The sequence below is a fragment of the Microlunatus spumicola genome, from assembly GCF_039536445.1.
In the GTDB taxonomy this organism is placed as follows: domain Bacteria; phylum Actinomycetota; class Actinomycetes; order Propionibacteriales; family Propionibacteriaceae; genus Microlunatus; species Microlunatus spumicola.
In genome coordinates, this window is sequence record NZ_BAAAYR010000001.1 from 616,706 (window position 1) to 629,907 (window position 13,202).

The 13,202-nt window shown below is 74.0% G+C and carries 9 protein-coding genes and 1 pseudogene; 3 read left to right on the plus strand and 7 right to left on the minus strand.

Translation table 11 applies throughout. The features are described from left to right. Positions 1-106: 106 nt before the first annotated feature. The 4 genes and pseudogenes from arc to ABD665_RS02830 all read right to left on the minus strand — a co-directional run bounded on the left by arc (position 107) and on the right by ABD665_RS02830 (position 5,061). The gene (arc, locus tag ABD665_RS02815) at positions 107-1,870 is read right to left on the minus strand and encodes a proteasome ATPase (protein ID WP_204912322.1); all 1,764 of its coding nucleotides are present in this window, start codon (positions 1,868-1,870) and stop codon (positions 107-109) included. A gap of 23 nt (positions 1,871-1,893) precedes the next feature. Then, positions 1,894-2,934: pseudogene (locus ABD665_RS02820) on the minus strand (tRNA (adenine-N1)-methyltransferase); the annotation flags it as partial. Further along, positions 2,847-4,373: an ABC transporter substrate-binding protein gene (locus ABD665_RS02825; RefSeq protein WP_344740966.1), complete on the minus strand. Its 1,527-nt coding sequence runs from the start codon at positions 4,371-4,373 to the stop codon at positions 2,847-2,849. The gene ABD665_RS02825 and the pseudogene ABD665_RS02820, both read right to left, overlap by 88 nt. Further along, a complete protein-coding gene (locus ABD665_RS02830; RefSeq protein ID WP_204912321.1) occupies positions 4,360-5,061 on the minus strand; it encodes an HAD-IA family hydrolase in 702 nt (233 codons plus the stop codon). The genes ABD665_RS02825 and ABD665_RS02830 overlap by 14 nt, the downstream gene beginning before the upstream one ends. Positions 5,062-5,137: 76 nt before the next feature. Between ABD665_RS02830 and ABD665_RS02835 the strand changes: the two genes are divergently transcribed. Both ABD665_RS02835 and ABD665_RS02840 read left to right on the plus strand, forming a co-directional pair. Further along, positions 5,138-6,721, plus strand: a complete 1,584-nt coding sequence (locus tag ABD665_RS02835) for a phytoene desaturase family protein (RefSeq protein WP_344740968.1) — start codon at positions 5,138-5,140, stop codon at positions 6,719-6,721. Positions 6,722-6,836: 115 nt separating this feature from the next. Next, positions 6,837-7,796, plus strand: coding sequence for a type IV toxin-antitoxin system AbiEi family antitoxin domain-containing protein (locus ABD665_RS02840; protein WP_204912319.1), 960 nt, complete (start codon positions 6,837-6,839; stop codon positions 7,794-7,796). Between the two features lie 4 nt (positions 7,797-7,800). Here the strand turns inward: ABD665_RS02840 and ABD665_RS02845 are convergent, their stop codons facing one another. Genes ABD665_RS02845 through ABD665_RS02855 form a run of 3 tightly spaced genes read right to left on the minus strand, consistent with a single transcriptional unit; the run spans position 7,801 to position 12,364 of the window. Beyond that, complete coding sequence (locus tag ABD665_RS02845) at positions 7,801-8,796, minus strand: NAD-dependent epimerase/dehydratase family protein (protein WP_204912318.1); 996 nt, start codon at positions 8,794-8,796, stop codon at positions 7,801-7,803. Continuing rightward, positions 8,793-11,381 carry an alpha/beta fold hydrolase gene (locus ABD665_RS02850; RefSeq protein ID WP_344740971.1) on the minus strand — a complete coding sequence of 863 codons (2,589 nt, stop codon included), beginning with the start codon at positions 11,379-11,381 and terminating at the stop codon, positions 8,793-8,795. Before ABD665_RS02850 ends, ABD665_RS02845 begins: the two co-directional genes overlap by 4 nt. Further along, a complete protein-coding gene (locus ABD665_RS02855) occupies positions 11,378-12,364 on the minus strand; it encodes a 3-oxoacyl-ACP synthase III (protein ID WP_344740973.1) in 987 nt (328 codons plus the stop codon). The genes ABD665_RS02850 and ABD665_RS02855 overlap by 4 nt, the downstream gene beginning before the upstream one ends. Positions 12,365-12,599: 235 nt before the next feature. On the opposite strand from ABD665_RS02855, the gene ABD665_RS02860 reads away from it, so the two are divergent. Then, positions 12,600-13,007 carry a WhiB family transcriptional regulator gene (locus tag ABD665_RS02860; RefSeq protein ID WP_204912316.1) on the plus strand — a complete coding sequence of 136 codons (408 nt, stop codon included), beginning with the start codon at positions 12,600-12,602 and terminating at the stop codon, positions 13,005-13,007. Positions 13,008-13,202 lie beyond the last annotated feature (195 nt).

Genomic DNA, 13,202 nt, shown 5'->3' on the forward strand with positions numbered 1-13,202 from the left:
CGCCTCCGTCTGGACGACCGGACGGTGACGACACGCTTCTCCGTCGTCACCGGGAGGGAGGAAGACGGAGGATCAGAGCACGCTCCGCATCCGAGCGGAGCGAGGATCAAAGATACTGCCCGGTGTTCGTCACCGTGTCGATCGAACGGCCGGGCTGGGTGCCCTTCTTCGAGCTGATCAGGGTGCGGATGAAGACGATGCGCTCGCCCTTCTTGCCGCTGATCTTGGCCCAGTCGTCCGGGTTGGTGGTGTTCGGCAGGTCCTCGTTCTCCGCGAACTCGTCGACGCAGGCCTGCAGCAGGTGGCCGATCCGGATGCCCTTGACGCCCGTGTCGAGCAGGTCCTTGATCGCCATCTTCTTGGCGCGGTCGACGATGTTCTGCACCATCGCGCCGGAGTTGAAGTCCCGGAAGTAGAGGATCTCCTTGTCGCCGCCGGCGTACGTGACCTCGAGGAACTGATTTTCCTCGGTGTCCTCGTACATCCGCTCGACGGTGCGCTCGATCATGCCCTTGACCGTCGCCGCGCGGTCGCCCGCGAACTCGGCCAGGTCCTCGTTGTGCAGCGGGAGGCCCTTGGTCAGATACTTGCTGAAGATGTCGCGCGCGGCCTCGGCGTCCGGCCGCTCGATCTTGATCTTCACGTCCAGGCGGCCGGGCCGCAGGATCGCGGGGTCGATCATGTCCTCGCGGTTGGACGCGCCGATGATGATCACGTTCTCGAGGCCCTCGACGCCGTCGATCTCGCTCAGCAGCTGCGGGACGATCGTGTTCTCCACGTCGGAGGAGACGCCCGACCCGCGGGTGCGGAACAGCGAGTCCATCTCGTCGAAGAAGACGATCACGGGCATGCCGTCCGAGGCCTTCTCCCGTGCCCGCTGGAACACCAGGCGGATGTGCCGCTCTGTCTCGCCGACGTACTTGTTGAGCAGCTCCGGGCCCTTGATGTTGAGGAAGAAGCTGCGCCCCTCGACGCCGGTCTTCTCCGTCACGCGCTTGGCCAGCGAGTTCGCGACCGCCTTGGCGATCAGCGTCTTGCCGCACCCGGGCGGGCCGTAGAGCAGGATGCCCTTCGGCGCCTTGAGCTCGTGCTCGGCGAAGAGGTCCTTGTGCAGGAACGGCAGCTCCACGGCGTCCCGGATCATCTCGATCTGGTTGCCCAGCCCGCCGATCACCGTGTAGTCGATGTCGGGGACCTCTTCGAGGACCAGTTCCTCGACCTCGAGCTTGGGCACCCGCTCGTACGCGAAGTGCACCCGCCGGTCGATCAGCAGCGAGTCGCCCGCGCGCAGCGGACCCTCCTGCAGCGACGTCGTGAGGCGGACGACGCTCTCCTCGTCCCCGTGCCCGACGATCAGCGCGCGGGTCCCGTCCTCGAGGATCTCCTTGAGGGTCGCGACCTCGCCGACCTCGTCGAACTCGAGGGCCTTCACGACGTTCATGGCCTCGTTGACCATGACCTCGCGGCCCGGCGTCAGGGCCTCGAGGTCGACGTCCGGGCTGACGCTCACGCGCATCTTGCGGCCCGACGTGAAGATGTCGGCCGTGCGCTCCTCGGCGGCGGCGATGAACACGCCGAAGCTCGCCGGCGGCTGCGCCAGCCGGTCGACCTCGCCCTTGAGCGTGACGATCTGGTCGCGGGCCTCGCGCAACGTCGCCGCGAGGCGCTCGTTGTTGGCGGTCGTGGTCCGGGACTCGGCGCGGGCGTCGGTCAGCCGACGCTCGAGCACCGCCAGGTCGTGCGGGTGGGCCGACACGCGTTCGCGCAGCCGGGCGAGCTCCTCGCGGAGCGCCCCGAGCTGGCTCAGCAGGTACTCGCGCTCCTGGTCGGGAGCGCCGTCGGAGCTGGGGTTGTAGCTGGAACCGGTCATCGCGCGCACCTCCTGCGGCGACCCTACCCGCGCGCTGAGCCGCCTTCAGGGGTCGCGGCGCGCGGGCCGGTGTAATCCTCGCCATAGGCCCCGGGGGCCGGTCGACGCTTGCGCGCGGGCGCCCGGAAGCCCGGCGCCATCCGCCGGGCGCTGACCAGGAAGCCCGTGTGGCCGACCATGTCGTGCCGCGGCCGGACGGCCAGCCCCTCGGCGTGCCAGGCGCGCAGCAGCGTCTCGCTGGCCTCCGGCTCCGTGAACCCGCCGTGCACGCGCAGCGTCTCCACCGTCCGCGCGAGCTGGGTCGTCGTCGCCACGTAGGCGAGGAGCACCCCGCCCGGGACCAGCCGCTCCGCGAGGGCGTCCACGCACTCCCACGGCGCCAGCATGTCCAGCACGACGCGGTCGATGTCGGTCTCCGGCTCCGCGTCCGGGCCGGTCTCGGCCTGGAGGCTCTCGACCAGGTCGCCCAGGGTGAGCTCCCACGCCGGCGGCGCGGCGCCGAAGAAGCTCTCGACGTTGCGCCGGGCCTGCGCGGCGAACTCCTCACGACGCTCGTACGAGCGCACCCGCCCGGTCGGCCCGACCGCCCGCAGCAGGCTGCAGGTCAGCGCGCCCGAGCCGGCGCCGGCCTCGACCACCCGGGCGCCGGGGAAGATGTCGCAGGCCATCAGGATCTGCGCGGCGTCCTTGGGGTAGACCACCGCGGCCTGGCGCGGCATCGTCACCGTGAACTCGTTCAGCAGCGGGCGCAGCGCGAGGTAGGCCGTGCCGCCGACCGAGGTCACCACCACGCCCTCCGGGCCGCCGATGAGCTCGTCGTGGCTGACGCCGCCCTTGGTGGTGTGGAACGTGCCGCCCTCGACCAGCAGCACCGAGTGCCGCCGGTTCTTGGGGTCGGTCAGCGTGACGCGCTCCCCCGCCTGCAGCGGGCCGATCCGGACGCCGGACAGGGTCACGGCCGCCTCCTCCTGGGTGGTCACGAGGTGCTGATCCCCCACAGGCCGAGCTGCCAGCCGGGGCCGTACGAGCCGCCGTTGACCTCGGCGCCCGCACGGACCCAGACGGTCTCGTCGGACTGGCTGATCGGGAGCAGCACGAGGTCGCTGGCAGCCTGGCGCTGGAGCGTGCCGAGCAGGCGCTCGGACGCCGCCTCGTCGGTGCTCGCCCGGTAGGCGTTGGTCGTCGCCGTCACCGTCGTCCGCGTGGCCGGCAGCGGGTCGTCGACGAAGGGCTGCAGCCAGGAGAGCGCCGTGGGCGTCCAGGCCTTGCGGTCCACGAGCACGAGGTCGGCGTCGGCCGAGCCCGGCGCGAGCCGGACGCTGAGGCCGCCGGTGTCCTCGAGCCGGTTGCGCACGGTGTCGGCCAGGTCCGTCGCGTTCGGCGCGGTCGGGTCGTACGCGAGCGTGAGGTTGATGCGGCTCTTCCAGGTCACCTTCGGCGTGGCCTTGCCCCCCAGCGGGAACGTGGCCTCGTGCCCGGGGATCCCGGCCGGCAGGACCGAGTCGGACGTCCGGTCGCCCTGCAGCGCCAGCGCGATCGCCGTGCGCAGCGCCTTGTCGGAGCGGGCGCGCGAGCTCGGGGACCACTGCAGCTGCAGCACGCGGGCGCCGGGCAGGACGCGCTCGCTGAAGCCGCTGGTCGTCGTCTTGTCCGGGCTAGCGCCGACCTGCTGCGAGAGCCGGGTGACCGCCGCGGTGTTCAGGCCGCGCCAGACGACGTCGACCTGGCCCTTCTGCATCGCGTCCTCGATCGTGGCCGAGTCGGCGACGGTGCGGTAGGTGAGGCCGTCGATCGCCGGCGGGGTGAAGCCCTTGTACTCGGGGAAGCGGCTGAAGGCGATGGTCCCGCCCTTGTCGCCGTCCTCGTCGAAGGACGTGACGACGAACGGTCCCGAGCCGACCGCGGGCTCGTCGGTGTCGCGCACCTCGTCGGCGTCGTACTGCTGCTCGTCGACGATGGAGGCGGCGGGCGAGGCCAGCGCCCACACGAACTGCGTGTCGACGCGGCTGAGCAGGAAGCGCACGGTGACGTCGTCGGGGGTGTCGATGCGGCGCAGCGACGACAGCAGCGAGGTCGAGCTGCCGGGCACGTCGAGTCGCAGGGCACGCTCGATGCTGAACTTCACGTCCGAGGACGTGAGCGGGTCCCCGCCGGCGAAGGTCAGGCCCTTCTGCAGCGTGCAGGTGTAGATCGTGGGCGACTCGATGAAGCCGCAGTCGCGCGCCGCGTCGGGCTTGGGCCGCGCGCCGTCGCCGGGGGCGGACGTCATGAGGCGCTGGAAGACGTTCAGCGCGAACATCGTCGACGCCTGGTCGGTCGCCGCGGCCGGGTCGGTCACGGTCACCCGGTCGGTCGACACGACCGTGAACGGGCGCGGGGTCGCGCCGGGGGTCGTCGGCGCCGGGGGTTCGGCGGGGCTGTCGCAGCCGGTCAGCGCGACGGCGGCGAGGGCGACCACGCCCGCGAGCACGCGGCGGGCGGCGCTGGTGCTAGACGTGCGCATCGGCCTCGTCCAGGAGCCGGGCGAGGCCCGCGAGGTCGACGTCGGTCAGCGAGGCGACCTGGACGCGGCGGGGCGCGTCCGGGATCGGGACCCGGTTGGGGATGGCGACCACGAGCGCACCGGCGGCGTTGCCCGAACGAGCCCCCGTCTCGCTGTCCTCGAAGACGATGCAGCTGCGGGGGTCGACCCCGAGCTCGGCGCAGGCCCGCTCGTACGGCTCCGGGTGCGGCTTGCCGCGCTCCACCTCGTCACCCGCGACCGAGGTGGCGAAGGAGCCCGGGGGCAGCGCGTCGATGGCCGCGTCGAGCTGCACGCGGTAGGACGCGGACACCAGCGCGCAGGGGATGCCCGCCACGCGGGCCGCCTCGAGCAGGGCCAGCGCGCCCGGGCGCCACGGCAGGTTGCCCGAGCGCAGGTGCCCGATGACGCGCGACACGAGCTGGTCGACGACCCACTCCGGGCTGAGGTCGGGGCGGTCGATCGCGTGCAGGATGTAGCTGCCGGAGTCGATGAGCGAGTTCCCGACGAGCTGGTGGGCGTGCTCGTCGGACCACGTCCCCCCGAGCTGGCCGATCAGGTCGTACTCGGCGGCGATCCAGAGCGGCTCGGTGTCGGCGAGGGTGCCGTCGAAGTCCCACAGCAGCGCGGCCGGGCTGGTGGGGGCGACGGTCGCGGGGGGAGGTGTCATGGCCCGTCCATCATTCCCGGGCCGGGGCCCGGACACCAATCAGGCGTGCGGCGCGCGGGGAGGGGACACTGGCGACGTGCCGTTGCCAGCCGAGGTCGATGCCGTCGTCGTGGGAGCCGGACCGAACGGTCTGGTGGGAGCGAACCGCCTGGCCGACGCCGGCTGGGACGTGCTGCTCGTCGAGGCGCAGCCCGAGGTGGGCGGCGCCGTCCGCAGCGACCGCGAGGTCGACCCCGCCTTCGTCAGCGACACGTTCAGCGCGTTCTACCCGATGGCCGCGGTCTCGCCGGCGATCACCTCGCTCGGGCTCGAGCGGTTCGGCCTGGAGTGGTCGCACGCGCCGGCGGTGCTCGGGCACCCGCGCCGCGACGGTTCGTGGGCGCTGCTGCACCACGACGAGGACGTGACGGCCGGGCTGCTCGACGCCGCCCACCCGGGCGACGGCGAGGCCTGGCACGAGCTGGTCGGACGCTGGCGGATCGTGCAGCCCGGGCTCATCGGGTCGCTGCTGACGCCCATCCCGCCCGTCCGCAGCGGGGTGCGGTTCCTGACCGAGCTGGCCCGGGTCGGCGGGCTCGGTTTCGTCCGCGAGCTTCTGGTCCCGGCCGCGCACCTGGCGGAGCGCCGGTTCGGCGGCGACGGCCCCTCCCTGCTCGTCGCCGGCAACGCCTGCCACGCGGACATCCCGCTCGACGCGGCCGGCTCGGGGTTCATCGGGCTGCTGCTGACCATGCTCGGCCAGACCGTCGGCTTCCCGGCGCCGACCGGCGGCGCGCAGGCGCTGTCCGAGGCGTTGCGGGCGCGGTTCGAGGCGGCCGGCGGCACCGTCGCGACCTCCACCCCGGTGACCGGCATCCGCGTCGCCGGCGGGCGGGCCGTCGCCGTGCAGACGGCCGACGGCGAGGTGCGGGTCCGCCGCTCGGTGCTGGCCGACGTCGGCGCCGAGCAGCTCTTCGGCGGCCTCGTCGACGCGGCCGACCTCCCTGCCCGGACGACGCGCAAGATGGACGGGTTCCGCCGGGACCCGGCGACGTTCAAGGTCGACTACGCGCTGGACGGCCCGGTTCCGTGGGCCGGGACCCCCGCGTACGCGCCGGGGACGGTGCACATCGCCGACTCGGTGCCGGCGATGTCGGCCTACAGCAACCAGCTCGACTCCGGCTTCGTCCCCGCGGACCCCTACGTGCTGGTCGGGCAGATGACCACCACCGACCCGTCCCGCTCCCCCGCCGGCACCGAGTCGCTGTGGGCGTACACGCACGTGCCCCAGGAGGTCCGCGGCGACGCGGGCGACGACGGGCTCACCGGTAGCTGGGACACCAGCGAGGCGGAACGGTTCGCGGACCGCCTGCAGGCCCGGATCGAGGCGTTCGCGCCGGGGTTCGGGTCGCGGGTCCGCTCGCGCCGGATCCTCACCCCCGCCGACCTCGAGCACCGCGACGCCAACCTCGTCGGCGGCTCCCTGAACGGCGGCAGCTCCGCGGTGGACCAGCAGCTCGTGTTCCGGCCGTTCGCGGGGACGGGCCGGAGCGAGACCCCCGTACGCGGCCTCTACCTCGCCTCCGCCTCCGCGCACCCGGGCGGCAGCGTCCACGGCGCCTGCGGCATGAACGCCGCCCGCGCCGCCCTCTGGTGGGACCGCCTCCGCCTCTCCCGCTGACAACGGGGAAGTTCTGACCGCGACTACCCGGTCAGAACTTCCCCGTTCTGCGACGAGGCGAAGCTGGGCTGGGGACAACCCGTTCCGGAGGCTCTCCGCGACCGCAGCATGAGGCGTGCACGAACGCGGGGAGCCGAGCCGGGCGCTGCTCCGGCTGGCCGGGGTGCAGGAACAGGTCGTGACCCGGGAGCAGGCCCTCGGCCTCGACCTGTCGCGCCACACCCTCGACCGCCTGGTCCGGCAGGGGCTGTGGCAGCGGCTGACGCCGGGGGTCTTCGTGACCCACAGCGGTCAGGTCGCCTGGGCGAGCCTCGCGTGGGCCGGGGTGCTGCTGGGCGGCGAGGGCTCGAGGCTCGGCAACCGCTCGGCGGCGTACGCGGGACGGCTCGTCGACGTGGCTCCCGACCCGGTGGAGGTCTTCGTGCCCCACGACGTGATCGCCCGGGACCGTCCCCGGTGGGTCTTCGTCCGCGAGCGGCCCGGCGCCCGGAACCCCCGGACGACGGGCTCGCCGCCGCGGACCCTCGCGGCCGACACCGTCCTCGACCTCTGCGAGTCGGCCTCGCCCCGGACCGTGGAGGACCTCGTGACCAACGCCGTGCAGCGGCGGCTGACCACCCCCAAGCAGATCCTGCGGGCCCTGTCGGTACGCGGCCGTCACTCCTGCCGGCTGCTGCTGGTCGAGCTCCTGAGCGACGTCGACGAGGGGGCGGAGTCACCGCTGGAGCTGCGCTACCTCCGGCGCGTCGAACGGCCGCACGCGCTGCCCCCTGGCGTGCGCCAACGCCCGAGCGCGGACCGCGGCGCGCTGCGTGACGTGCTGTACGAGAAGTACCGCTTCGTCGTCGAGCTCGACGGCCGCAAGGGCCACGAGGGTGCGGGCCGGTTCCGGGACATGCGGCGGGACAACACCGCGCTCCTCGCCGACCTCTCGACGGTGCGGTACGGCTTCGGGGACGTCGCCGGCAGCCCGTGCGAGGTGGCCTGGGAGGTGGCGCAGCTGCTGATGAGGCGCGGCTGGCCCGGGCCGTTCCGGCGGTGTCCCCGCTGCCCGCCGGGAACGGGGAAGTTCTGACCGGTCAGTCGCGGGCGGAACTTCCCCGGTAGTGGGCGGCGAGGCGTTCCAGGCCTTCGGCGATGGTGACCGCCGGGGTCCAGGCGAGCGCCTCGCGGGTGCGGCGCTGGTCGAACCAGTGCGCGGTGGACAGCTGCTCGGCCAGGAACCGGGTCATCGGCGGCTGGGCGGAACCGTCCGGGTGGCGGAGGCTCCACACGCGCTCCACGAGACCGCCGGCGGCGACGGCCAGCCGCGCGGGGACGTGCCGCGTGGGCCGGGGGACGCCGGCCGCCACGCAGAAGTCGCCGAAGATCTCCCCGACCGGCCGGGGCTCGCCGTTGCTGACGACGAAGGCCTCGCCGTGCACCTCGGGCGTCCGGTCGAGCGCCGCGACGAGCGCGTCGGCCGCGTTGTCGACGTACGTGGTGTCGATCAGCCCCGCGCCGGTGCCGAGCAGCGGGAGCCGGCCCGCGCGGCCGCGTTCGACGATCCGCTCGACGAGCTGGGTGTCGCCCGGGCCCCAGACGATGTGCGGCCGAACGGCGACCACGGCCAGCGGAACCGCCCCCGTCTGGTCCGCGGCCAGGGCCTCGAGCTCGGAGCGGGCCTTCGTCCGGGCGTACGGGCCGCGCGCGTGCTCCGGGTCCGCCGGCCCGGCGGGTGCGCCGACCAGCGAGGCGCCGGTGTGACTGACCGACGGCGAGGAGACCTGGACGAGCCGCTGGACGCCGAGGGCCGTGCAGGCGGCGAGGACGTTCCGGGTGCCGATCACGTTCGCACGGACGTACGCGTCCTCGGGCCCGGTGATGTCGACCTTGGCCGCGAGGTGCACGACGCCGTCCTGGCCGTCGAGGGCCGCGCGGACCGCCTCGGCGTCGGCGACGTCGCCCAGCACCTCGCGCAGGCCGAGCCCGGACGAGCGCCGCTGCATCACGGTCACCTCGTCGCCGCGCGCGGCCAGGACCCGGGCGACGGCCGTGCCCAGCATCCCGCTGGCGCCGGTGACGAGGACCTTCACGCGAGCTTCCCCGGGCGTACGCCGGTGAGGACGCGGGAGGCCCACGCGGACACCGCGACGCGGTCGATCTTGGAGTTGTGCCGGATGTCGACGGGCAGCCTCGGGACCGCCAGCACGGCGGCGACGTCCACCCCGGCGACCCGGCGCACGGCGGCCGCTAGGTCGGCGTCGGCGAGCGGGTGCCGCCGGACCGCGCCGGACGGCGGGACCACGACGACGACGACCTGCTGGGTGCCGGCGGGACCGACGCCGACGACGGCGGCGGAGACGACCTCGGGCAGCGCCTCGACCCGCTGCTCCACGCCGACGGGCGTCAGCGGCCCGTCCGCCGTGGACAGCACGTGGACCAGGCGGCCCTCGACCCACAGCCGACCCTCGGGGTCGAGGTGGCCGACGTCGCCGGTCCGGTGGTGGCCGGGGTCGCGGCTGCTCTCCCGCTCGGTCGCCCACAGCCGGTCGTAGCGCTGCTTGCGGTGGTCGGCAGCCACGAGGATCTCGCCGGTCACGCCCGGCTCGTCGGTCAGCGCGCCGGTGGCCCGGCCCTCCGCGTCCAGCGGCGCGAGCGCGATCCGCACGTCGGGCACGGGCCGTCCGACGCAGACCCCGTTGCCCGGACCCGCGGCCTCGATCTCGGGCAGCGTGATGTCGGCGACCGGCAGCACCTCGGTCATGCCGTACGGCGTGTGCAGGACGGCGGCGGGCACCAGCTCCTGCACGCGCCGCAGCAGCCCGACCGGGACCGGGGCCCCGGCGGACATCAGCACCCGCACCCGGCCGAGGGCCTCGCGGTGCCGGTCGGTGAGCCCGTCCGCGGTCGCGACCACGTTGCGCAGGGCGGCGGGCGAGGCGAAGACGACCCGGCCGTCCACGGCGGCGGCGGCCTCCGCGAGCGCGGCGGCGGTCAACGTGCCCGCCTTGGTCGGGTCCATGTCGGGCACGGCGGCCGCCGTGCCCATCGCGGGACCGTAGAGCGAGAACAGCGGGAAGGCCGCCACCCACGCGTCGTCGCGCTCGCCGCCGTAGAGCCCGGCCAGCCGAGCCACCTGGCGCTGCAGCTGGGCGGCGCGGTAGACGACGCCCTTGGCCGGGCCGGTGGCACCGGAGGTGAAGAACACGGCCGCGTCGGCGTCGGTCTCGGGCAGCTCGGGCAGGGTGGCGCCCTCGGCGCGCAGCACGGCACCCCGCGCGGTCAGCGCGGCCACCGTCCGCGGGTGGTGCAGGGCGGCGTCCAGCGGCGCCGGCAGCGTCCCGCTGACGAAGCGCTGCCCCGGTACGCGGAGCGCGCTCAGGGCGGCGACGGCCTTCGGGATCCCGATGACGTGGTCGGGACGGGCGCTGCGCAGGGCGTGCGCGAGGCCGCGCACGCCGAGGCCTGCGTCGGCAACGACGATCGTCGCGCCCGCACGCCAGCACGCGAACACGGCGGTGGTCAGCGCGGCGCCCGGCGTCACCAGCACGGCGACGCGGTCACCGGGCTCGACACCCGCGTCGACCAGACCGAGGGCCAGCTCGACGATCCCGCGCTCCAGCTGCGCGAACGTCGTCGTCGAGACCGTGCCGTCGTGCAGCTCGACGACCGCAGGCGCGGCCTCGTCCGCCCGCGCCACGATCGGCGCCCAGAGGGCCCCGGGCTCCACGCGCTCGGGCGGTCGGCCCAGGTCGGCCGGTGCACCGCCGTCCTCGACGTGGTCGGCGACCCAGTCCCACGCGATGCCGGCCGTCTCGGGCACGTCCTCGGTGACCAGGTGCGACGCCCGCCCGAAACGGTGCACGTCGGCCTGCGGGAAGCGGTCGCGCAGGTCGGCCAGGTGCAGGTCGGTGAACACCGGGTCCCGCGCGCCCCACAGCAGCAGCACGGGGACGTCGAGGCCGCGGACGCCCTCGGCGATCTGCTCCAGCCGCGCCCGGCTCGGGTGGTCGGCCTCGAGCGGGACGTCCGCGACGAAGTCGCCGATGGCGGTGCGCTCGGAGGCGTCGGCGTACGGGCCGGCGAGGGCACGCCGGACGCCCAGCTCCAGGGGCGGGCGCGACAGGGCCGCGGCACCGCGGACGAAGGTCGGCGTGGTCACGCAGATCAGCCGGTTCAGCGCCGGCGTGCGCGAGAGCCGGATGAGGCCGGAGAACGGCTGGTCCAGCGGCTGGAACAGCGCCGTGTTGGTCAGCACGACGCCGGCGACGAGGTCGCGGTGCTCCAGGGCCCAGCCCATGGACACCAGGCCGCCCCAGTCGTGCGCGGCGACGACGACCGGGCCCTGGATGCCCAGCGCGGCGGTCAGCCGACCGAGGTCGTCCACCCGGTCGCCGAGGCGTCGGGTCGGCACCTGCCGGGTCGACCACCCCATGCCGAGCTGGTCGACGGCGACCACGCGCCAGCCCGGGCGGGCCTCCGCGAGGAAGCGCCGCCAGAGGTAGGACCAGGTGGGGTTGCCGTGGACGCAGAGCATCGTGCCCTCGGTCGGCTCCACGCCGTTGTCGAGGACGTGCCAGCGGCGCGGCTTCCCGGCGGCGTCGTCGACCGTGAGGAAGCGCGACCAGGCCGGGTCGAGACCCGGCAGCCCCTGCGTCGCCCCGTCGGGCGACGTCACCAGATGATCTCGGCGAAGGACGTGTTGAGGCCCGAGCCGATCCCGAGCAGCATCACCTGCTGGCCCGGCTTGATCAGCGGGACCTGCTTGGCCAGCGTGAACGGCACCGCGGCCGAGGCCAGGTTGCCGTAGGTCGGCACGGTCATCGGGAGCTGCTCGACCGGCACCCCGATCACCTTGGCCAGCGCGTTGAGGTGGACGACCGAGGTCTGGTGGGCGACGAACCAGTCGGCACCGGCCCAGTCCCAGCCCTCGGAGAGGGCGTCGTGCCAGGTCTGCCCGGCGAGCTCGATGCCCGCGTTGAAGAGCGCGCGGGAGTCCGTCGTCATCATCGACATGCTGCCGATGCAGAGGTCCTTGTGCTGGCTGCCGGAGCGGCTGACGCCGCCGGTGACCCGGTGGCCCTCGGAGTGCTCGCTCGCCCGGCCGAGCACCATGGCCGCGGCACCGGAGCCGAGCGTCAGCGTGGCGAACTGCGCCTTGAGGTCCTCCGCGGTGGTGTCCTCGCCGGCCAGCCGCTCGACCGTCTCGCCCTGCAGGCCGCGCATGCCCTCCGCGTCGACGAGCAGCGCGTAGTCGACCTGCCCGGCGTCGATGAGCGAGCCCGCCAGCTGGATGCCGTTGAGGAAGCCGAGGCAGGCGTTCGTCACGTCGAAGTTGAGGCAGCTCGTGCTGAGCCCCAGCTGGTCGTGCACGCCGACCGCGTTCGCCGGCTCGATGCCCGTGCGGCAGACCGACGTGTTGATCAGCAGACCGACCTGCGAGGGGTCGACGCCGGCCTCGGCCAGCGCCTTCGCGCCCGCCATGGCGGCCGCGTCCACGAACGTGACGTCCTCCGGCCACCAGCGCCGCTCGGTCACCCCGGCCAGCTGCTCGATCATGCCCGGCTTCATCCCGGTCCGCTCGTACGTCCGCATCAGCCGTGCGTCGAACTCGGCCGACGTCACCACCTCGGGCGCCTCCACCGCTACCACGGACAGCACCGCGGTGTCCTTCAACCGGTAGCTCGCGTTGCCTGTCATCCCCGACCTTCACCTTCCTGCGCGGGCCCCTGATCGGCTCCGCGAACACCTTCTGACCAGCGCGGGAAGCCCTGGCAGACTACGTCCACTATCCCACACCACCCCCGGGGCACCGCGGTGCGCGAACCCTGGCCGGACCATGGTCGACGCGTCCGCGCGCGTGTTTCGCACCGGGTGACCCGGGTACCCCTTGCTCGTGAGATCCGTTCCTCCGCTGCACGACGATCTGGACCGCCCCCGTACGAGCGGTGGCCCGGGCGCCGACCCGAGCGACCTCGACCGGCCCCGCCGCGACCGCATCCCGGCCGGCGGCGGCGAGAGCTGGCACGAGGACTGGCGCGCCGAGGCCGCCTGCGTCGGCGAGAACCTCGACATCTTCTTCCCCCTGGGCGACCAGGCCACCCACCACGCGCTCAGCCTCCAGGCCAAGCAGGTCTGCGCCCGCTGCCCCGTGATGAACGTCTGCCGCTCCTGGGCGCTGCGCACCAGCCCCGAGTTCGGCATCTTCGGCGGCCTGACCGCCCACGAGCGCCGCCTCGTCCGCGAGGGCCGCTGGAACGGCCAGGGCCAGCGCCGCGCCGCCCGCGACGACACCGCCGCCTGACCCAGAAGAGCGCCGAAGAAGCGCAACGAACAGAGCCTGCCGCACAGAGTGCGGCAGGCTCTGTCGTCTCCCCGACCGACCTCCTCGGTCGTCAGAGCGCCTCGCGCGAGATCGAAGGCAGGTTCGCCCACGACGGCGCTGAGCGTGGACGGGCCTGGCGGGAGCCCGGGACGCAAAAGCCCGGGACAGCAGAAG

Excerpts from the sequence above, each read along its gene's own strand:
- arc (WP_204912322.1), bottom strand. The coding sequence starts at position 1,870 with ATGACCGGTTCCAGCTACAACCCCAGCTCCGACGGCGCTCCCGACCAG.
- ABD665_RS02825 (WP_344740966.1), bottom strand. The coding sequence starts at position 4,373 with ATGCGCACGTCTAGCACCAGCGCCGCCCGCCGCGTGCTCGCGGGCGTG.
- ABD665_RS02830 (WP_204912321.1), bottom strand. The coding sequence starts at position 5,061 with ATGACACCTCCCCCCGCGACCGTCGCCCCCACCAGCCCGGCCGCGCTG.